Source organism: Ralstonia flatus, from assembly GCF_958439105.1.
GTDB classification, from domain to species: Bacteria; Pseudomonadota; Gammaproteobacteria; order Burkholderiales; family Burkholderiaceae; genus Ralstonia; species Ralstonia flatus.
The window spans coordinates 678,628-699,326 of record NZ_CAUDLI010000002.1 but is presented as its reverse complement, the minus strand read 5'-3'; the positions used below and the strand labels follow the sequence as shown (position 1 = coordinate 699,326).

The 20,699-nt window shown below is 66.6% G+C and carries 18 protein-coding genes; 11 read left to right on the top strand and 7 right to left on the bottom strand.

All coding sequences use genetic code 11. The annotated features are described in order from the left end of the window. Positions 1-35 precede the first annotated feature (35 nt). The 4 genes from R2676_RS06840 to R2676_RS06825 all read left to right on the top strand — a co-directional run bounded on the left by R2676_RS06840 (position 36) and on the right by R2676_RS06825 (position 2,439). The gene (locus R2676_RS06840; RefSeq protein ID WP_206273508.1) at positions 36-428 is read left to right on the top strand and encodes a glycoprotein; all 393 of its coding nucleotides are present in this window, start codon (positions 36-38) and stop codon (positions 426-428) included. Continuing rightward, positions 425-856 (top strand): hypothetical protein, encoded by a 432-nt coding sequence (locus tag R2676_RS06835; protein ID WP_206273509.1) that lies wholly within the window; start codon positions 425-427, stop codon positions 854-856. Before R2676_RS06840 ends, R2676_RS06835 begins: the two co-directional genes overlap by 4 nt. 62 nt (positions 857-918) lie before the next feature. Beyond that, positions 919-1,836, top strand: a complete 918-nt coding sequence (locus R2676_RS06830; protein WP_206273510.1) for an AraC family transcriptional regulator — start codon at positions 919-921, stop codon at positions 1,834-1,836. A gap of 162 nt (positions 1,837-1,998) precedes the next feature. Next, positions 1,999-2,439, top strand: a complete 441-nt coding sequence (locus tag R2676_RS06825; protein WP_027679103.1) for a universal stress protein — start codon at positions 1,999-2,001, stop codon at positions 2,437-2,439. Positions 2,440-2,514: 75 nt separating this feature from the next. Here the strand turns inward: R2676_RS06825 and R2676_RS06820 are convergent, their stop codons facing one another. From R2676_RS06820 to R2676_RS06810, 3 genes are all read right to left on the bottom strand, one after another. After that, the gene (locus R2676_RS06820; protein WP_206273511.1) at positions 2,515-3,090 is read right to left on the bottom strand and encodes a Spy/CpxP family protein refolding chaperone; all 576 of its coding nucleotides are present in this window, start codon (positions 3,088-3,090) and stop codon (positions 2,515-2,517) included. Positions 3,091-3,195: 105 nt separating this feature from the next. Then, a complete protein-coding gene (locus R2676_RS06815; RefSeq protein ID WP_206273512.1) occupies positions 3,196-3,855 on the bottom strand; it encodes a response regulator in 660 nt (219 codons plus the stop codon). Then, positions 3,839-5,380 (bottom strand): ATP-binding protein, encoded by a 1,542-nt coding sequence (locus R2676_RS06810; RefSeq protein WP_206273513.1) that lies wholly within the window; start codon positions 5,378-5,380, stop codon positions 3,839-3,841. Before R2676_RS06810 ends, R2676_RS06815 begins: the two co-directional genes overlap by 17 nt. Positions 5,381-5,647: 267 nt before the next feature. Here R2676_RS06810 and R2676_RS06805 point away from each other — a divergent pair, with 267 nt between their 5' ends. Both R2676_RS06805 and R2676_RS06800 read left to right on the top strand, forming a co-directional pair. After that, complete coding sequence (locus tag R2676_RS06805) at positions 5,648-6,427, top strand: AraC family transcriptional regulator (RefSeq protein WP_206273657.1); 780 nt, start codon at positions 5,648-5,650, stop codon at positions 6,425-6,427. Positions 6,428-6,517: 90 nt separating this feature from the next. Next, positions 6,518-7,441, top strand: coding sequence for a DMT family transporter (locus R2676_RS06800; RefSeq protein ID WP_206273514.1), 924 nt, complete (start codon positions 6,518-6,520; stop codon positions 7,439-7,441). On the opposite strand, the gene R2676_RS06795 is transcribed toward R2676_RS06800, so the two are convergent. Further along, entirely contained in the window at positions 7,438-9,018 is a 1,581-nt protein-coding gene (locus R2676_RS06795) for a TerC family protein (protein WP_206273515.1), read from the bottom strand. The two genes, R2676_RS06800 and R2676_RS06795, sit on opposite strands and share 4 nt — an antisense overlap. Before the next feature lie 123 nt (positions 9,019-9,141). Continuing rightward, positions 9,142-10,548, bottom strand: a complete 1,407-nt coding sequence (locus tag R2676_RS06790; RefSeq protein WP_206273516.1) for a cytochrome-c peroxidase — start codon at positions 10,546-10,548, stop codon at positions 9,142-9,144. Between the two features lie 274 nt (positions 10,549-10,822). Between R2676_RS06790 and acpA the strand changes: the two genes are divergently transcribed. Next, positions 10,823-12,985 carry an acid phosphatase gene (gene acpA / locus R2676_RS06785; protein WP_206273658.1) on the top strand — a complete coding sequence of 721 codons (2,163 nt, stop codon included), beginning with the start codon at positions 10,823-10,825 and terminating at the stop codon, positions 12,983-12,985. 64 nt (positions 12,986-13,049) lie between these two features. On the opposite strand, the gene R2676_RS06780 is transcribed toward acpA, so the two are convergent. Beyond that, complete coding sequence (locus tag R2676_RS06780; protein WP_027679112.1) at positions 13,050-13,298, bottom strand: dodecin; 249 nt, start codon at positions 13,296-13,298, stop codon at positions 13,050-13,052. A gap of 354 nt (positions 13,299-13,652) precedes the next feature. On the opposite strand from R2676_RS06780, the gene R2676_RS06775 reads away from it, so the two are divergent. Then, entirely contained in the window at positions 13,653-13,934 is a 282-nt protein-coding gene (locus R2676_RS06775) for a hypothetical protein (protein WP_206273659.1), read from the top strand. Between the two features lie 16 nt (positions 13,935-13,950). Here R2676_RS06775 and R2676_RS06770 read toward each other — a convergent pair whose 3' ends face one another. Beyond that, positions 13,951-14,319, bottom strand: a complete 369-nt coding sequence (locus R2676_RS06770) for a DUF3175 domain-containing protein (protein WP_206273517.1) — start codon at positions 14,317-14,319, stop codon at positions 13,951-13,953. A gap of 152 nt (positions 14,320-14,471) precedes the next feature. On the opposite strand from R2676_RS06770, the gene R2676_RS06765 reads away from it, so the two are divergent. The 3 genes from R2676_RS06765 (at position 14,472) to R2676_RS06755 (ending at position 20,657) form a co-directional block, all read left to right on the top strand. After that, positions 14,472-15,770: an MFS transporter gene (locus R2676_RS06765; protein ID WP_206273518.1), complete on the top strand. Its 1,299-nt coding sequence runs from the start codon at positions 14,472-14,474 to the stop codon at positions 15,768-15,770. Positions 15,771-16,062: 292 nt separating this feature from the next. Then, positions 16,063-17,958 (top strand): ATP-binding protein, encoded by a 1,896-nt coding sequence (locus R2676_RS06760; protein WP_316856927.1) that lies wholly within the window; start codon positions 16,063-16,065, stop codon positions 17,956-17,958. Positions 17,959-18,227: 269 nt separating this feature from the next. Further along, positions 18,228-20,657: a penicillin acylase family protein gene (locus tag R2676_RS06755; protein WP_206273520.1), complete on the top strand. Its 2,430-nt coding sequence runs from the start codon at positions 18,228-18,230 to the stop codon at positions 20,655-20,657. The last annotated feature ends 42 nt before the right edge of the window (positions 20,658-20,699 follow it).

Here is a 20,699-nt window from a genome sequence, read left to right as displayed (position 1 = left end):
GCAGGCGCAATTTGGATGCCCGCGTCTGGACTGTCATGCCATCTCTGTCTCCCCCCACCCGCCCGCTTTCGCGGCGTACGACACGGTTGCTGATTGCCGTGAGCGTGCTGGCCGCGCTCGTCGCGCTGCCGCGCGCGCACGCTTCCACGACGCCGGCGCCCGCGACTGCCTCCAGCCGGCCACCGGTTGCCGTGGCGGCACCCACCCCAATTCCGGCCGCCAAGCCGGCCAAGGCCACCACGGTGGCTACCAACGCCCCGACCTGTCACGCGATCATGCAGCGCCTGTCGGGCAGCCTGGCCGCCACACCCAGCACCGCCGACAAGCCCGGCACCGTGATGATCGACGTCGACAAGGCCGGCGTGACGATGGCTTGCAGCCATTCCGACTCGGTGGCCATCCCCGTACCGGGCGGCAAAGCCAGATGAGACCGTTCGTGTTCGCGCGCCGCGTCATGGCCGGCATGCTGGCGGCGCTGGCAGCGCTGTCCATGCCGGTGGCCGGTGCGGAACGCTGGGTCCCGCTGCCCGAACAGCCGGACAGCTACGCGTCGCTCGACGTCGGCAGCATCCAGCGCATGCCCAGCGGCCCGGTCAGCGCCTGGGTGCGCGTGGAAGCGTCGAACCGCGCGGGCATGCGTTCGCTGCAGCGCATGTTCGGCGCGTTTCGTGGCGACATGGCCGATTTCTTGTACACCGTCGATTGCCGCAGCCGACAGTTTTCGGTTTCGCAGGCCAAGCTGTATCAGGGCGCGCTGACCGTCAGCGAAAGACAGATCGCCAACGACGCCGGCTGGCAACGCGTGGATGGCGTCGGCCTGGCGGGCGAAGTCGCGCGCCAGCTCTGCAGCGGATAGCGCTCCTACGCGCTTCTACGCGCTGCGTCGCATCGCGGTGCCATCGTTGGTAACATCGACGCGTGCGCCGCGCCCCCTCTTCCCCATCGACCCAACCCGCCGATCCTCGCGTCACTGCAGACGCGAGCGTCTTCGGCACGCTTGCACGCGGCTCGCACGCGTCGCTGGAGCGCGTCGCGCATCTGGGCGATGGCGTAACCGCCGCCATCTGGCGTAACGAGCACGACGAGGCGCGCTACATCCAGCCCGAGCACCACACGCTTTCGGTCTATCTGCAGGGCGGGTACACCACGCACCGCCAGGATCTGCCGCACCTGTTCGGTGCGCCGGGGCGCGTCTGCATGCTGCCGGCCGAACACCAGTCGAGCTGGGTGATCGAGCAGCCGATGCGTTTCGTTCATCTGTATTTCACGCCGGACGCGTTGGCCGGGCACGCGGTGCGTCTGCTCGACGCAGAGCCCCGTCTGTTCACGCTGCACGACCGCACCTTTATCGAAGACGCGCTTCTCGCCCAAGCCTGCGCGAACATCGCCCAGCTCGATTGGGCTGACCTGGACGACCGCATGCGCGCCAACGCGCTGGCCAACGACACGCTGTCGTATCTGGTGCAGACGCAGGGGCGCACGCGGGCGCTGGCGGTGCGCGGCGGATTGGCGCCGCACGTGTGCCGGCGCATTGCCGCGCGCATCGATGCCGAACTGCATCTGCCCCTGTCGCTCGGACAACTCGCGGCCGAGGCAAACCTGTCGGAATTTCATTTCGCGCGGATGTTTCGCATGTCGTTCGGGGTGGCGCCGCATGAATGGGTGCTGCAGCAGCGCATGGCGCGCGCGCAAACGCTGCTGCGCACGACCCGCCTTGCGCTGGCAGCGATTGCAGAGCAATGCGGCTTTGCCAGCCCAAGCCATTTCAGCCGGCGCTTTGCGCTGCAGCTTGGCGCGTCGCCGTCGCGCTACCGGCAGGCGTGGCAACGCGGGTAAGCCGCAATCTGCCAAGTCAATATCCGAACGACCGTGCATCGCGATGTTGCGATCGCACGGTCGTCATATCGTCCGAAATGCTGTGCTGCACTAGCGTTTTCCACGATAGAGGCGCATGGGCCGGCGCAGTAACGTTGAAGCGGGTTCCCCATGGAGACCGCCATGTTTACCCATATCCTCCTGCCGACCGACGGCTCCGAGCAGTGCCGCAAGGCCATCGACGGCGCGCTGAAGCTGGCGCGCGCCACCGGTTGCCGCCTGACCGCCTACACGTGCATTGAAGAGTTCCCCAACATGGCGTATTCCGCCGGTGTGGGCGAGTGTCCGCATGCGCACTACATGGAAACGGTGCAGGGCCATGCCAAGGACTGCATCGAGCGCATTGCCGAGCGGGCGCGCGAAGAAGGCGTGCAGTTCGACAGCGATGTCTCGCAGTTTTCCGAGCCTTACCTGGGCATTCTTGACGCGGCCAAGCGGCACGCGTGCGACGTCATCTTCATGGCATCGCACGGGCACCGCAGCCTGATGGGCCGACTGCTGATCGGTAACGAGACGCGCAAGGTTCTGACCTACGCGCACGTGCCGGTGGTGGTTTACCGCTAGGAATCCGGTCACGGGCCGCTTGCCGACCGTGAGCCGATTCCAGAGCAGCTCGCCGATCGCCGATCGCGCCTGACGTTACATCGCCGCCAGTCCCGGCATCGGCGCACCTTCGTCGTGCTCCGGTGGGAGTCCGGCCACACGCTGGGCCTCGCGATCGGCGATCTGCTTGCGCTGTTCAGGCGTGAGCACCTGCATGACCTTGGCACCGGCCTGCGCACGCAGTTGCGCTTCACGGGCCACGGCGCGGCCGAGCGATTCTGTCAGGCTGCGGGCACGCGCTTCGTCATACTGGCCGGCAGCCACCATCTGATGCAGCTCGCGCCGGGCGTGCTCGATCGCCTTGCGCTGCTCGCGCGCTTCCGGCATCTGGGCATATTCGATGGCAAAGATCTTGTCGCGCTGCTCTTCGCTCAAGGCCAGCCCGCGCAGGAAAGGCGCGCCGCCATGATGCGGGCCCATGCCACGGGGGTGGCCTGGGCCGCCTGGGCCGCCCGGTCCGAACCCAGGGCCGGGCCCCATCATGCCGGCGCCATGCGGGGGCATCGGTGAGAGCGGAGCCGCGCCCGGTGCAGCAGTCTGGGCCATCGCGGCACATGAAAGAACGAGCCCGGCAGCAACAGCGGCCAGGCGGCGGGAAATCACAGCGGTCATGAAGAAGCTCCTGATAAGAACGTCGGCCGGACACGCCAGCCATACGCTTACTGTAGCCACCGACCCTGCATGAAAAGTGGGCGAACCGTGGAGTTTTCTTGAACCTCAGGCGTCGAGCCGGTAACCCACGCCATAGACGGAATGGATCAGGTCGGTGCCCGGGCTCACCTGCTCCATCTTGCGACGCAGGTTCTTGATGTGGGTATCGACGGTGCGGTCGGTCACGATGCGGTGATCGTCGTAGATCTGCTCGAGCAGGTGCGAGCGCGACAGGATCCGGCCCGGCGCAGCGGCCAGCGCCGCCAGCAGGCGGAACTCCACCGGGGTGAGGTCAAGGCGCTGCCCGCGCAGCGTGGCGGCATAGGCGGCACTGTCGATCTGCAGCGCGCTTTCCGGCACGCCGCCGCCGCGCTGCACACGGCGCAGGATGGTCTTGATGCGCGCCACGAGTTCGCGCGGGCTGAAGGGCTTGCAGACGTAGTCGTCGGCACCCAGTTCGAGTCCGAGCAGGCGATCGATTTCTTCTACGCGCGCCGTCACCATGACGATGGGCACCTCGCTGAAGGCACGCACCTCCCGGCAGATTTCCAGGCCGTCCTTGCCGGGCAGCATCAGGTCGAGCAGCACGAGTTCGGGCGCCGTCTCGCGAACGCGCTGCGTCGCGTGCGCGCCATCTGCCAGCCACTCGGTCTCGTAGTGAGCGGCGCGCAGATAGTCGGTCATCAATGCAGCCAGCTTGGGTTCGTCTTCAATGATCAGAATCATGGTCGGCTAGCGGATCAAGCACATCAAGAACAGGCAGGCGAATGGCGATCCACAGCCCGCCCAACGGCGAATGTCTGGCTTCAATGGTGCCGCCATGCGCGGCGACGATGGTCTGGCACAGGCTCAGGCCCAGGCCGGCCCCGCCCTGCGCCCGGCTGCGAGACGCATCCACACGGAACAGTCGGTCGAAGATGCGCGGCAGCATTGCCTCGGGCACGCCCGGCGCGCTGTCCTGCACGTCGATCTGCTGCCAGCCGCCCTCCTGATGGACGTGCACGCGCAGCGTGCCGCCCGCGTCGGTATAGCGCAGCGTGTTTTCCAGCAGGTTCTGCATGACCTGCCGCAGGCGCTGCGGGTCGCCGTTGACCATCGTGGCATGCGACGGCGCGGCTGGCACGTCCAGCTGCAGCGCGATGCCCTTTTCCATCAGGCGCGGCGTGAAGCCTTGCACGGCGCTGCACACGGTGTCGGCCAGGTCGAGCGGCTCCATGTGAAAGGCGAGCGCACCCACGTCGGCCAGCGAAAGCTCATACAAGTCGTCGATGAGCTTGCTGAGCGTCGACACCTCGGCCTGCAATGACGCGAGCGACGTAGCGGTCAATGGGCGCACGCCGTCTTCCAGGGCTTCGAGTTCGCCGCGCAGCACGGCCAGCGGCGTGCGCAGTTCATGCGAGATATCGGCCGTGAGCTGACGACGCATCTTCTGGTTGGCCTCCAGCGACGCGGCAAGGTGATTGAAATCCGCCGCCAGCTCGCCGAGTTCATCGCGCGAATGGACGTCGACGCGGGTGGCGTAGTCGCCGTCGGCCATGCGGCGCGCGGCATCCGTCAGGCGACGCATCGGGGCCAGCAGACCCCGTGCGAGCAGCACCGCCACCAGCGCCGCCAGCAGGACCGACAGCCCGGCGATGATCCACGTAGCGCGCAGCTGCTGCGCCTGGAAGGCCTGGTCGGCGCCTTCGGGCACGTGCACGCGCGGCGGCATCGCCAGCCAGCCGACGGTCTGGCCGTTGCGGCGCAATTCCTGCCAGCGCGCATTGGGGCCCAGCGGCGGCCCGTCGCCAATGATGACGTTGCGCTGGGCATCAAGCAGCCAGACCGGCGAGTGTGGGATCGGCGGCTCGCCGGGCGGGTGCGGCGGCATGCGGCCTGCAGTGGGCGGCCCGGGCGGCGGCGCGTCTTTGTCCATGCCGGGCGGGAGCGGATCGAAGCGGTGGCCTGGCGGCAGGTCGAAGCGGTCACCGCCCATGCCGTTGGCGCGTGCCCGCGCGCCTTCGCGGCGCAGCAGGCGGAACCACGCCATGCGATCGTCGCGCAGGAAATCCCAGCTGCCGTGCTGCGCGTAGCCCGCCTCCACGCCTTGCGCGAGCGAGGCCATGCGCTCAGCCTCGCGTGCGTTCACGTAGTCGAGAAAGTTGGCGTCGAACCGCCAGCGCACCGCCGCGCCCATGGCGAGCGCAACGACGATGCTCAGCATGAACAACGCAACGAACAGCTTGGAGGTGATACCGAAAGACGGGCGCATGGATCAGTCAGGGCTGCGGGGCGCCGCCGGCGGGCGCGGCTCCCGGCCTGGCCAGCGGCAGGCACGGCGCCATCTTACCGGGCGCATTGCCGCAGAAAACCGCAGCATACCAACCGCCCGTGCGCAAAAAATGAGCGAAATGCGAAGAAAGCGTATGCTGCTGCCACGCTGCACCTCCACAGAGCACAGATTCGCGCATTCCCTCACAAGGAACCGCCCTTGTCCAACCGGCCGGCCAACCTCGCGTTCTCGATGCACCGCTGCGCCATGCGCGGCGTGGAAGCCGTCGCCGCCGATTCCGGCCACGCTTTTCCGCGCCACACGCACGGCCAGTTCGGCATCGGCATCGTCGATCGCGGGGCGCAGAAGTCGTTCAGCGGACGCGGCACCGTGGAAGCCGGCGCGGGCGACGTCATCACCGTCAATCCATTCGAAGTGCACGATGGAACACCTATCGGTGATGGCGGGCGCGCGTGGCGCATGCTTTACCTTGACCCCGGCGTGGTCGCCGACATGGCGACGGATCTGCACCCCGGCCACTACGGCGACGCCGAGTTTGACCGCCCTGTCATCCGCGACGCCACTCTCGCACCGCGCGTGCGCCTGCTGTTTGCGCAGATGACGATGCCCGCCGCCCGAGACGACGCCCTGCTGCGCGAGCAGTTGCTGCTGTCCGTACTGGCGGACGCGCTGCATCCCGCAAACCGGGCGACCAGCAAACACGGCGACGCAGCCCCCGATGCCATCCGGCTCGCCCGCACGCGCATCGACGATGACCCGGCCGCGCCCATCTCCCTGCTAGACCTCGCGCGCGAGACCGGCCTGAGCCGCTTCCAGGTATTGCGCGGCTTTGCCCGCGTCACGGGCCTCACGCCCCACGCCTATCAGGTGCAGCGTCGCGTGGCCCTGGCGCGTCGGCTGATCGCCCAAGGCGAGCCGTTGGCGGACGTGGCGGCCGCTTGCGGCTTTGCCGATCAAAGCCATATGACGCGGCAGTTCGTGCGCAAGTACGGCGTATCGCCGGGCATGGTGGCGGCGGCGCGCTAGGCGCATCTTCCCGCCCCGCTGCAATTTCGTTCAAGACGCGCGCATCGCGTGCGCCCATCCTGCGACCTCCACACACACGCAGGATGCGATATGCCAAAACTGTCCGGACGACTTGAAGGTTGTCTCTACCTTGCCCTCACGATGGTGCTGGTGGGCAGCACCGTAGCGGCCAGCAAGATCATCGCGGCGGGCTTGCCGCCCTTTACGGCGACGGCGCTGCGCTTTGCGATGGCACTGCCGATGTTCCTCGTCATCATGCGCATGACCCGTTCGCGCTGGCCCGTGCTTGCACGCCGCGACTGGGTGCTGCTCTTCCTGCAGGCGGCAGCCGGCAGCGTGGGCTATACGACGCTGCTCATTTCGGGCCTGCGGCACACGTCTGCCGCAGACGCGGGCGTCATCATCGGGACGCTGCCGGTCATGTCGGCGCTCATTGCGATCGTGCTGCTGGGCGAACGGCCCGGCCGCGCGGTGCTGGGGGCGATTGGGCTGGCCACCGCCGGCGTGCTGACCATCGCCCTGCAACCGCGCGGCGACGCGGCACATCCGCTGCTTGGCAACCTGCTTGTGATGGGCGCCGTGGTGTGCGAGGGGCTCTTCATCCTGCTCAACAAGCGGCTGCGCACGCCGGTACCGCCGCTGGCGTTGTCGGCATTGATGAGTGCGTTCGGTTTGCTGACGGCGCTGGCGCCCGCGCTGTGGGAAGCGCCGTGGCAGTTGCATGCATCGGCGCAGACAACGCACGCGCTGATGGCAGTGGCGTACTACGCCATCGTGCCGACAGTGGGCGGTTTCGTGCTGTGGTACGCCGGGGCCGCGCGCGTGAGCGGTGCGGAAGCATCGTTGTTCACCGCGCTGGCGCCCGTGGCAGCCGTGGTGTTTGCCGCCGCGCTGCTCGGCGAGGCCGTCAGCACGCGCCAGATCGGCGGCATTGCGTGCGTGCTGACGGGTGTGCTCAGCCTGGGTCTGGCGCGCGCGCCCAGGCCGGCCACATCGACGACGTCCGAGGCTTAGGCTTCCGCCTCGGGTGCCGTCACGTCTTCCATGCGCTCGATGCGCACGCGCACGATGCGGCGGCTGGCGGCTTCGAGAATCTGGAAACGGAGGTCGTGCCGCACCAGCGTGTCGCCCACTTCGGGCAGCCGGTCCCACTGGTTGAAGAGATAACCGCCCAGGCTCGTGGCGCCGCCGCCTTCGTCGAGCAGCCAGTCGACGTGCAGCACATCTTCGAGCTGGCGCAGGTCGGCCTCGCCAGCGACCTCCCAACAGCCATCGTTGACTTCCACCACGCCGGGGCGTTCGTCTTCATCGGGGAATTCGCCCGCAATGGCTTCGAGCACGTCAATGGGTGTCACCACGCCCTGCACCACGTCCAGCGGATCCGTCACCACCAGCATGCGCCCGCGCGCACGCTTGAGCTGATCCATCAGGCGCAGGATGCCGATGTTGTCCGACACCTTGAGTGCGGGCTTGACGCTGCGGTCTACGTCGATGGCGCCGCGCGTGTCGAGATCGCCCATCAGGTCTTTGGCGCGGGCCACGCCCACCAGGTCGTCCAGCCCGCCGCGGCACACCGGAAACTGGTTGTGCGGCACGGCCAGCAGCAGCTTGCGCGTGACGGCCGCGTCGGCGTCCAGATCCACCCACGAAATATCGTGGCGCGGCGTCATGATCGAACGCACCGAACGCTCGGCCAGGTCGAGCACGCCGCTGACCATGCTGCGCTCTTCCGGGCGGAACACAGCTTCGGGCACGGGCTGGCCGGCCTCGTGCGAAACCGCCTCGTGCGATTCGGACTCCGCCGGCGCGCCGCGACGCTCGCCCAGCAGGCTGAGCACGGCATCGGCGGTGCGCTCGCGCAGCGGGCGGCGACGCTCGTAACGCACGGTATTGCGCTGGGCCACCTGGTTGAAGAACTCGATCAGGATCGAGAAGCCGATGGCGGCGTACAGATAGCCCTTCGGAATATGAAAGCCCAGGCCCTCCGCAACGAGCGAAAAGCCGATCATCAGCAGGAAGCTCAGGCACAGCACCACCACCGTGCGATGCGCGTTGACGAACTCCGTCAGCGGGCGCGAGGCAAACAGCATGGCGCCCATGGCGATCACCACGGCGGCCATCATCACCGGCAGATCGTTGACCATGCCCACGGCGGTGATGACAGAGTCGATGGAAAACACCGCATCGAGAATCACCACCTGCGCGATCACGTTCCAGAACTTGCCGTGACCGCTGCCGTGGCTTTCGTCCTGCGGCTGGCCGTCCAGACGCTCATGCAGCTCGGACGTGGCCTTGAACAGCAGGAAGAATCCACCCAGCAGCAGGATGATCGATCGGCCCGACAGGTCGACTGGCCCCAGCGTGAGCAACGGCTTGGTCAGCCCGATCAGCCACGACATGGCCGCCAGCAGCACCATGCGCATCAGCAACGCCAGGCCAAGACCGATCATCCGGGCACGGTCGCGCAGCGCTGGCGGCAGCTTGTTGACCAGGATGGCGATGAAAACAAGGTTGTCGATGCCGAGAACGATCTCGAGCACCACCAGGGTAAACAGCCCGATCCAGATGGACGGGTCAGCAAGCCAGGTCATAGCGGGAAGTGGAAGACAGCAGAAAGACGATCCGCCGATGATAACCGCAGCGCACGCGCGGCCTTGCGCGAATCCCCCGCAAGGTGTTGCAACAAACGGGCCGCACAAGGCCGCTGCGGACGCTTAGCGCTGCGCAACGCGGCTGCCGCCTTGGGCGCCGGATTGCGAGGTCCGCACGGGGCGGTAGCCGTCGGTGAGCGTCTTGAGGAAGGCGACGATATCGCGCACGTCGGCCTCGGACAGCACGGGCCTGTCGCCGGGCTTGCCCCCGAACGGCGGTTCCATGTTGACGTTGGCGCGGTATTGGGCGGGCAGATCGTCGAACTTGTCGACCGTGCCGTCGGCCTTGCGCGGGTACCACTTCTGCGGCTGCGTGTCGCGCTGGGCGTAGAAGCGCACCGCATCTTCCAGCGAATGGATGGCACCGTTGTGGAAGAACGTCTTGCGCAGTGCCACGTTGCGCAGCGAAGGCGTGCGGAAACGGCCGCAATAGTCGGCGCGGTCTTTCAGATCGGTCCGGTCGGGGCCGCACAGGCCGAGGTCGAAGAACGTGGGATCCGCATTGGCGGCCAGCGTGCGATTGCGTGGAACGCCCACGGCAATATGGCCGAAATCGGTAAAGGCCGGGAACGCCCCGTCCTGCTTGATGGCGCTCACGTGGCACGAGGCGCAGTTGCCCTTGGCGGGATCGGCAAACACCTGCAGGCCGCGCATCTCCTGCGGCGACAGCTTCACCTGCTTGCGCAAAAACGCGTCGTACTTGCTGTCGTACGGATAAAACTCGGCGGGCGTTTGCTGGAAGACTTCGAGCGCCATCAGCGCCGCGCGGAAGGCCGTGTCTTCGTTGTCGAGGATGTCGTTGCCGAATACCTGGCGGAACGTCTGCGCGTGGCGGCCATTGCGCAGCTTGGCCACCACGGCGGCCTGCGTGCCATTGGCCATCTCGTGCCCCGACAGCAGCGGGATGCGCGCCTGGTCGTGCGTGGACGACACACGGCCGTCCCAGGTGTAGCCGCCAGTCGGGCCCTGGTCTTCCGAATCGTTGCCGTCGTTCTCGTAGAAATGCTCGGTGAATGCAGGAACGTTCTGGAGATAGCGCAATGACGGCGCGGCACGCACGCCCGTTTTGTTCATGCCCGTGCCACCAAGCTGCACCGACAGATCGTTCGGCGGGCCATAGGCGTGCGTCGGGCTATGGCAGCTCGCGCAGGCCTGCTTGCCCGAGGCCGACAGGGCCGGATCGAAGAACAACGCCTTGCCCAGCGCCGTCATCCCGGGCACCGACGGGCGGCGCGTTGCCATCATCGTGTAGAAGGCTTTTTCGTAGGCCGGCGCCGCCGCTGGCTTGCCGGCCGTTGCTGCTGCGGGTGCCGCTGCCGGCGCCGCAGCGGCCGATGCAGACGCCGCCATGGTCGCAGCATGGGCTGCCGCCGGCTCCCCTCGCCCGCAGCCGCTCAACCCGACGACCGCCCCGGCAAGCGCCGAAACAGCGATCATGCGAAACGTTGCAGCGGGGAGGAGACGAGGCATTTTCGACGGACGACATTTCGGGAGCCTTGCAACTTAGCATGGCGCCCATGACACTTTGATGTCGTCAAACGCGTGTCACGTCAGCCCTTGGAGAAGCCCCATGGTGGCAAATGTCTTCAAACGTTCGGTGGTGCCCCTGCTCATCCTGACGATGGTGCTCGCGCTGAACTGGAGCGAAATGCGCTCCACGCCTGCGTTTTCATCATCAACTTGTCACACACGAAGCACAGACTCCGGCTCGCTTTCGTCCCCCACACAACAATCCAGGGAAATCATGAGCCGAGCGCTTCGTCTTCTGCCGCTGACCGCGTTGGTCGCGGCCAGCATGTCTGCCTGTGGTGGCAGTGACTCGAACAGCAGTGCCTCCGCGTCCACCTCGGGCGTGGTGACGGGCAGCTACTTCGAGAATGCCAAGGTGTGCATCGACGCCAACAACAATGGCAAGTGCGATGCCGGTGAGGCCAGCACGCGCACCGACAAAAACGGCGCGTACACGCTGCCGGGCACGGGCGCGATCACGGTGGAAATCGGCACGGACGCGTTCCGCAATGACCCGGACACCGGTGCCCGCACGGCCATCACGCAGCCGCTGGTGTTCCGCGCACCGGCCGGTGCCAACGCCGTTGTCAGCGCAATCTCGACTGAATTGGCTGCCCTGATGGACAGCAACGGCGGCGACATCAACGCTGCCAAGACAGCACTCGCCGCGCGCCTGGGCGTGACGATCGACAAGCTGCTGGAAGACCACAACAAGGAAACCGACGCCGGCACCAAGGCGGCGCTGCAGGCTGAAATCGAGCAGGCGATCGCGCTGATCGCCGATGCCGTGGCCAACGGCGGCGACTTCGGCAAGACGATTCGCGACGGCGTGGCCAAGCGCATGGCGCTGACCAACAACGTCAAGACGATCGTGGTGATCTACGCAGAAAACCGCGGCTTCGACAACCTGTACGGCCTGTTCCCGGGTGCAAACGGCATCCCCGGTGTGAACCCGACTTCGACGGGCACTGCCGTTGCGCAGAAGGATTTCGACGGCTCCGTGCTGCCGACGCTGCCGCCCACCTGGGGTGGCGTGACCGCAGGCGGCCAAAGCGTGCAGATCACGCAGGCGTCCACCGCCAACATGCCCAATCAGATGTTCCAGATCGACAGCGCCTCGGGCTTCGGCAGCACGGGCACGGTGGTCGGCCAGAACGTCATCACGCGTGACCTGTGGCACCGCTTCTATCAGAACCAGATGCAGATCAACGGCGGCAAGAACGACAAGTTCGCCGCCTTTGCCGATGCCGGTGGCCTGACGATGGGCTACTACGACGGCAGCAAGATGGCCATGTGGAACATCGCCAAGCAATACACGCTGGCAGACAACTTCTTCATGGGCGCGTTCGGCGGTTCGTTCCTGAACCACCAATACCTGATCTGCGCGTGCGCACCGATCTACCCGAACGCCGCCACCTCGCCGGCCAAGGGCAGCATCGCCAACGTCAAGACGAATGCAGACGGCAGCCCGACGCTCATCCCGGCGGCAAGCTCGGTGATGGCCGGCGCGCCGACCTCATACGCAGGCGCTGCCGACGATGGCAACGCCACGAAGGACGGCAGCCTGACGCCGGTCGACAGCAGCGGCAACGCGTACGCCGTCAACACGATGCAGCCGCCGTACCAGCCGTCGGGCAACGCCGTCGCCAGCGGCAACGCAGCCTATGCCGACCCGACCAAGGCATCGACGATGCCGACGCAGTCGACCACCAACATCGGCGACCTGCTGACCGCCCGCGGTGTGGACTGGGCCTGGTACGCCGGCGCCTGGAACGCGGCCATCGCCGACGCCCCGAACGCTACGCGCAGCGTGATCTACAGCGGTTCGATCCAGTTCCAGCCGCACCACCAGCCGTTCAACTACTTCAGCCGCTTCGACCCGGCCACGAGCACCGGCGCCGCTGAGCGTGCCGCCCACCTGCGCGACTACGACGCTGCGTTCCTGCAAGACGCCGCCGCAGGCAAGCTGCCCGCCGTCACGTTCTACAAGCCGCAAGGCAACCTGAACCAGCACCCGGGCTACGCCAACGTGACCGACGGCGACGCGCACATCGCCAACGTGATCGCCCAGCTGCAGAAGAGCCCGCAGTGGAAGAACATGGTGATCGTCGTGACGTATGACGAAAACGGTGGCTTCTACGACCACGCCACGGTGCCGAAGGCCGACCGCTGGGGCCCGGGCACGCGTATCCCGGCGATCATCGTCTCGCCGTTCGCCAAGAAGGGTTTCGTTGACCACACCCAGTACGACACGGCTTCGGTCCTGCGCCTGATCACGCACCGCTTTGACCTGCCGACGCTGCCGGGTATCAAGCAACGTGACGCCGCGCTCATCTCCAACGGCAACAAGCCGATGGGCGACCTGACCAACGCGCTGGACTTCACGCAGACGCAATAACGCTGCTGCGCAGTCCCAAGAAAAAGGCGGCCGGAGCAATCCTGGCCGCCTTTTTCCTTGCCTGCTATTTGCCCTTCTTCTTGCCGGCGGGCTTTTCGCTCTCCAGCGTCTCCAGGCGCATCCCCACTTTGATCGTCACCTGCCAGTGCGCGATCCTGCCGTCGACCAGGTGGCCGCGTGTTTCCAGCACTTCAAACCAGTCCAGATGCTTGAGCGTTTCGCCCGCGCGCGCGATGGCGTTGCGAATGGCGGCATCGCTTGAGTCGGGTGAAGAACCGACCAGCTCGATCATCTTGTAGGTATGGGAACCCATATCGCCTCCTTGTTGGCATGGTTGGAACGTCGGCAGGGCGCCTGCGAGGCGCGATGTGCATGCGGTTGGTTCGATGCGCGCGCCATGGCACTTACCAGAATGGCACCTGTCCCCGCGCCTTGATAGCCCGGATTTGCACGGGGCCAAAAATTCCTGGCGGTTAATTGCGTTTACAAATCTGACAATTCCCGTCAACGGACCGACGCATGACGTCAAACCCTCGCCGATCCCGGGGCTGTGACCGCTGCCGATGTGCCACTTTTCGGGCGGCCGTACGGTGCGGCCCCCGTCAAACCAAGCTGGTACGGAACCTGCGTTGCCGTGGATACCCGTGTCCCCCAAAGAGGAGGCGCCATGCGCCACCCCGAACAACAAGCATCCGCTTCATACTCGCCGCTGTCGGCCGTGCCGCCGGCACCGCCGGCCTCGCACGACACCGCGCGCCTGATCGCCGACACCATCCCGTTTCATATCGAACGCGGCGGCCGCAGCATCGAGGCCACCTATTCGACCCGCAACGGCATCGTGACCGTCAAATACCGGGGCAAGACGCTCTCTACCTATTCGCCACAAGGCGACGAAGCCAACTACAAGGCCGTCGCCCGGCAGCTGCTCAGCGTCATGCTGACCATCTGACCAGCGCCGCACTGCCTCAATGCCGGGCCTTGGCCGCGCGCTGCGCCGGGCGGCCAAAGTCGGCACGCAGTGCATCCTTGGCACGTTCGAGAATCCGGCGCCGCCCGGCGCTGAGGTTGTGCCCCGCCCGATTGATATAGAACGTCAGCATTGACATGGCCGACTGGAATGCCGTCCCCTTGCGCCGCCGGCTGTGCTCGGCGGATGCCTTGAGCGAGGCCGCAATCCGCGCGGGGCTGCGTGACTTGAAGATGTCGGGCTCGATATCCAGCGCGTCGCTGGTTTCCATCACATGGTGCGACCAGCGGTGGGGCTTTGACTTCGCCTCCGACTTGGCCCCCGATTTGGCCCCCGACGGCTTCGACCGGGTGCGATGCGTAGCCATGATGAAATCTCCTGTAACGATGTACCGGCAATTCCGCAAGCCGCGTACCCGTGCGGGCGGCTACAGAAGGCGGACTTCCGTTACGATGACGGTCGCTTCACGCCTCCTTTCCGCTTCCTTCATTGATCGCCGGGTTCCGGCGCACATCCAACGTGTCTGGCGACGCCGGTCTTTCCCCCGCTTCCTCTTCCACATCTGCGCAAACGCTGTCGCATGCGCCGTTCTCCTACCCCGCCTTCCGGCTGTTCTGGTTCGCCAGGCTGTCCACCACGTTCGCGAATCAGATGTTCGGGGTGGCCGTCGGCTGGCAGATCTACGACCTGACACGCAGCGCCTATGTGCTGGGATTGGTCGGGCTGGCGCAGTTTCTGCCGTCGGTGGTGCTGGTGCTGGCCTCCGGCCATATTGCGGACCGCTACGACCGGCGGTACGTCGTGCGCGCCTGTCAGGCCATCGAGGCGTTGGTGGCGCTTGCGCTGGCCGTCAGCGCAGCGAATGGGCATGCCGGCGTGCAGCCCATCTTCCTGTGCGTGGTTGTGATTGGCGCAATGCGCGCGTTCGAGACGCCGACGCTGCAAGCGTTGTTGCCGACGCTGGTGCCGCCGCAGGCATTGCCGCGTGCCGTGGCGCTGTCCAGCTCGGCCGGGCAGACCGGCGTCATCCTTGGGCCGGCGCTGGGCGGCTTTCTGTACGTGGCGGGCGCGCCCGTGGTGTATGCCACGGCAGCCGGGCTGTTTATGCTCGCGCACGTCTTGCTGGCGCTGGTGCGGATGGAGCGCGCCGTGCCGGTCAGCACGCCGGTGAGCCTCGCATCGCTGTTTGCCGGCATCGCGTTCATCAAGGGGCGGCCGGTGGTGCTGGGCGCCATCTCGCTCGACCTGTTTGCCGTGCTGCTCGGCGGTGCGACGGCGCTGCTGCCGATCTACGCGCGCGACATCCTGGGCACGGGCGCCTGGGGGCTGGGGCTGCTGCGCTCGGCGCCGGCGGTGGGGGCGCTGGGCATGGCGCTCTTCCTGGCGCACCGTCCGCTCGATCGGCATGTTGGCCGGGTGATGTTTGCCGCCGTGGCCGTGTTCGGGCTGGCGACGCTGGTATTCGGGGTGTCGCGCTGGCTGCCGCTGTCGATGTTCGCGCTGGTGCTGCTGGGCGCGTCGGACATGATCAGTGTGGTGATTCGCACTTCGCTGGTGCAGCTCGATACGCCCGATGCCATGCGCGGCCGCGTGAGCGCGGTCAATTCCGTGTTCGTGGGCGCGTCCAACCAGTTGGGCGAATTCGAGTCGGGCATGCTGGCCGGGTTGCTGGGGCCCGTGGCCTCGGTGGTGATTGGCGGCCTGGGCACGCTGTTGGTGGTGGCCGCCTGGATGCGGCTGTTCCCCGCGCTGACGCAGCGCGACCGCATGCGGGATCCGCACCCGGAACCCGCCGGACACCCCTCTTCAGGAGGATAAACCCGCCAGGCCGCGCCACTGCTGGCCTGAGCAAGAATCGGGCGCTGTCTTGCAAGCGTGTCAGCGAAACCCCGATGGCACCGATGGCGACCAGTTCGTATCCTGAGTCACCTTTGGCTGCTCTGCTCTCTGCCCGGTGCTGCAACCGACTGTGACGTCCTTTCCGCCCCCCTCGTCCCGCCCGTCGGATACACGTGCTGCCGGCCCCGCCCGGCTGGCGGACCCCGGTCCCTTCAGCGCCAGCGGGTTCAACGCGGCACCGGCCATTCGCCCATCGGCATGGCTGGTGGCGATCGGTGCAGCCGCGGTCGGCACGATCGGGCGGGTGCTGCTCGAATCGGCGATGGGCATCCATCTGCCGTTCTACCTCGCCTTTCCGGTGGTGACGATTGCCGCGTGGTACGGCGGTTTCTGGCCAGGCATCCTCGCCATCGTCTGCTACGCGGGACTGTTCATGGGCCTGGCCACCCTGCAGAACTGGCCTGCCGCGGTGCCGCTGACATCGGCCCAGCTGGCGGTGTTTGGGGTGGGCGCGTTGCTCATCTGCGCTCTATGCGAGCAGTTGCGCCGCGCCCGCGCGGGGGCGGAGCGACGCGCGCGGGCGGAAACCCAGCAACGCCTGTCGCAGCAACGCCTGCTGGCCGCGCTGCAGGCTTCGCCCATTTCGCTCTACGACGTCGACAACACGATGCACTTCACGTGGGTGCACAACCCCGTGTTCGGCCTGCAGCCCGAACAGCTGCTGGGGCGGACGGTGCGTGAAGTGTTCGGCCGCCGCGCCGCATCGCGCCTGACCGAAGCCGGCCAGCGCGTCATCGCAACGGGCACGCCGACGCGCGTGGAGTTCGCCTTCCGCCGGCGCCACACGCAGCGCGTGGTCTACGACGTGGTGGTCATGCCGCTGCGCGACGACACCGGCGAGATCATCGGCCTGACCAACGCCGTGATCGACATCAGCGAGCGCCGCCAGGCCGAGGCCCGCCGCACGCAGTTGCTCGAAGCCGAATCCCGCGCACGCGAAGAAGCCGAGCGCGCCAGCCGCCTGAAAGACGACTTCCTGGCAACCGTCAGCCACGAACTGCGCACGCCGCTCAATGCGGTGCTGGGCTGGGCCCAACTGCTGAACATGCGGGCCTACGATGAAGCGATGTTCAAGCGCGGCATTGAAGCCATCGAGCGCAGCGCGCGCACGCAGGTTCACCTGATCGACGATCTGCTCGACATGTCGGCCATCCTCTCGGGCAAGGTTCCGCTGGAGATCGGCCCCGTGGACCTGGCCGACGTGCTGGAGCGCGCGCGCGAGACCATCGAGCCCATGGCGCGCCAGAAGAACATCACCATCGACACCGAATTCCTACCCGTGCCGATGCTGCAAGGCGATGCCGGGCGCCTGAAGCAGGTGTTCTGGAACCTGCTGGCCAACGCCGTCAAGTTCACGCCCGAAGGCGGACACATCCGGCTTTCGGTGCATCCGGCGCCCGAAGGCGTGGTGGCCACCGTGCGCGACACGGGCATCGGCATCGAGCCGGCCTTCCTGCCGCATATCTTTGACCGCTTCCAGCAGGCGGATCTGTCCAGCACGCGCCTCCACGGTGGGCTCGGCCTGGGGCTGGCGATTGCCAAGCAACTCGTCGAGCTGCATCACGGCCGCATCACCGCCGCGAGCAGTGGCGCAGACCGTGGCACCACCATGGCCGTGTCGCTGCCCCTGCATGCCGCGCAACCGGGCGAACAGGCCAACCGCACGCCGGGTCTCGTCTCGGGCACGGGCATGCCGACGCTGGACGGCATCCGCGTGCTGGCGGTGGACGACAACCCCGAATCGCTCGGCGTGATCGCACTGATGCTGGAGCGCTATGGCGCCGACGTTGTCACCGTATCCAGCGGGGCAGCAGCGCTCGATGCGCTGGAGGAAGCGGCTGCCACCACCTACCCCTTCGACGCGCTGGTCAGTGACCTGGCCATGCCCGGCATGGACGGCATGCAGCTCGTGCGGGCCGTGCGCGAACGCGGTTTCACCGACCTGCCCGCCATCGCCGTGACGGCATTTGCCGACCCGATCCGGCTCAAGGCAGCGAAGGAAGCCGGTTACCAATCCGTCATCACCAAGCCGATCTTCCCGGGCGAACTGGGCCACGTGCTGGCCGCCAATGTGCATCGCAAGACGGGGCCCGAAACGCTGGCATGACACATCGGCAACCATGCCTTGACGGAATGGTTGACCGAACAAAAGTCATTGGCGCAGTTCGTTGCGCATCCGCATACTCGACAGCCTGTGCCGATCGGTGGGCATCTCTCCCCTAGCAGTTGCCAGCACCCGCTCAACCGATCGGCCAGCTTGCCCTTCCCATCAGCCGCGCTCGCGGTTGTCTGCCGTATCCATAAGAACGCCCGAATCCTTCCCTGTCCGTGTGGACTGCGCTGGCATGCCGGGCTCAGAGAGGAGACTGCATCGCCATGCCCATCCGTTCGCTTCCTGTTCTGTTGTCGGCCGTCGCGCTCGGCATGTCCGCGCAGGCCCTCGCCAAAGACGCGCCCCAAGCCACCGCGCAGACCATCGTCGTACCGGGCCTATCCAAGCCCGCCGACATCCTGATCGACCGCTGGGGCGTGCCGCACATCTACGCGAAGAGCGAAGACGACGGCTTCTTCGCGCAAGGCTTCAACGCCGCGCGAGACCGCCTTTTCCAGATCGACCTGTGGCGCCGCCGGGGGCTGGGCCAGTTGTCGGAAGTGTTCGGGCCGGCGTATGTGGAGCAGGATCGCGCCACGCGGCTGTTTCTCTATCGCGGTGACATGCAGGTCGAATGGAACCGCTACAGCCCCGACGCTCAGCGCATTGCCACGCGCTTCGTAGCCGGCATCAATGCGTATGTCGACTGGCTGGCCAGGCATCCGGAGCAGATGCCGTTCGAATTCCGCAAGCTGAACTACGCGCCCGCGCATTGGGCGCCGGAAGACGTGGTGCGCATCCGCAGCCACGGCCTGACGCGCAATCTGCAATCGGAAGTTGCGCGCGCCAACGTGGCCTGCAAGGCCAACCTCGCCGACGACACCGTCCGCTTCGGCCTGCAGCCCGCCTGGCAAACCCAGTTGCCTGAAGGCCTGGACCCATGCCTGCCGAAGGACCTGCTGAAGGTGTTCACCTTGGCCACGCAAGGCGTGAAACTCACGCCGGAATCGCTCAAGGGTGTAGACGTCGACAGCACGCGCGTCGCTGCCGCGGCCAACCTCGAAGAGACGATGGAAGGCAGCAACAACTGGGTGATCGCGCCGGGCAAATCCACCACCGGCCGCGCCGTGATGGCGAACGACCCCCACCGCGCCTATTCCGCACCGAGCCTGCGCTACATCGCCCACATCAGCACACCCACGCTCGACATCATCGGCGCCGGAGAGCCCTCGCTGCCGGCCGTGTCGATCGGGCACAACGGCCACGTCGCGTTCGGCCTCACCATCTTCAACATCGACCAGGAAGACCTCTACGTCTACGAACTGAATCCGGCCAACAACAGCGAATACCGCTACAACGGCGGCTGGGAGCCCTTCACCGTGCTGCAGGAAACCGTAAACGTGCGCGGCGGTGACTCCCGCCCCGTCGACCTCACCTTCACGCGCCACGGCCCGGTCATCTACGTCGACGCGGAGAAACATCGCGCCTATGCGGTGCGCTCCGCGTGGCTGTCGCCGGGCATGTCGCCGTATTTCGGCTCGGTCGGCTACATGCGCGCACGCACGTTCGCGCAGTTCAAGCAGTCGATGATGAACTGGGGCGCGCCCACCGAAAACCAGGTCTATGCCGACACGAAGGGCAACATCGGCTGGGTGCCGGGCGGCCTCGCCCCAATCCGCCCCAACTGGGACGGCCTGCTGCCCGTGCCCGGCGACGGCCGCTTCGAATGGGCCGGCTTCTGGCGCGGCGATCAACTGCCCAGCAGCTACAACCCGAAGTCGGGCTATTTCACCTCGTCCAACGAGATGAACCTGCCGGCGGATTATCCGTACCGCGAGCGCAAACTCGGCTTTGAGTGGACCAACGGTTCGCGCCACGCACGCATTGACGAAGTGCTGGCTAGGCTGGACAAGGTGTCGATCGAAGATTCGATGCGCCTGCAGAACGACATGGTGTCGATCCCGGCGCGCAGGCTGATGGCCCTGCTGGCGCCGCTGTCGTCCAACGACGCCGACACGCAAGCCGCGCTCAACCTGTTCAAGGGCTGGAACGCGACCATGCTGGCGGATTCCCCGCAAGCCGCGCTGCATGAGGTCTGGTTCACGCATCACCTGGGCCGCGCATTCAAGAACGCCGTGCTGTCCAAGGCCGGCGCCGAGGCAATGGCCGCGCCCGACACCGACGTCATGCTCGATACGCTGGAGCACCCGCAAGGCAGCGAACGCAAATTCGGCGAAGACCCGCAACAAGCCGCCGCCAAACGCGATGCCGTGCTGCTCGACAGCCTGAAGACTGCGTGGGCCGATATGGTCAAGCGCCAGGGCCCGAGCCCGCAAGCGTGGAACTGGGGCCAGCTGCACCACAACCTGAACGCCCATCCGTTCGCCGCCATCGTCGACGAGGCCACGCGCGCCAAACTCAACGTGGGCCCCACGCCTGAAGGTGGCAGCCCCTACACGCCCAACCAATCGACGTATCGCGCGAGCGATTTCCTGCAGACGAACGGCCCCTCGTTCCGCACGGTGGTGGACGTCGGCAACTGGGACAACTCCCGCGCCGTCAACCTCCCCGGCCAGTCCGGCAACCCCGACAGCCCGCACTACCGCGACCTCGCACCGCTGTGGCTCAAGGGCGAGTACTTCCCGCTGCTGTATTCGCGCAAGGCGGTGGAAGCTGCAACGGAATCCCGCGTGCATCTGGTGCCTGGAAAGTAAGCACACGATGCGCAAGCAAAAACGCCACCGCAAATACGCGGT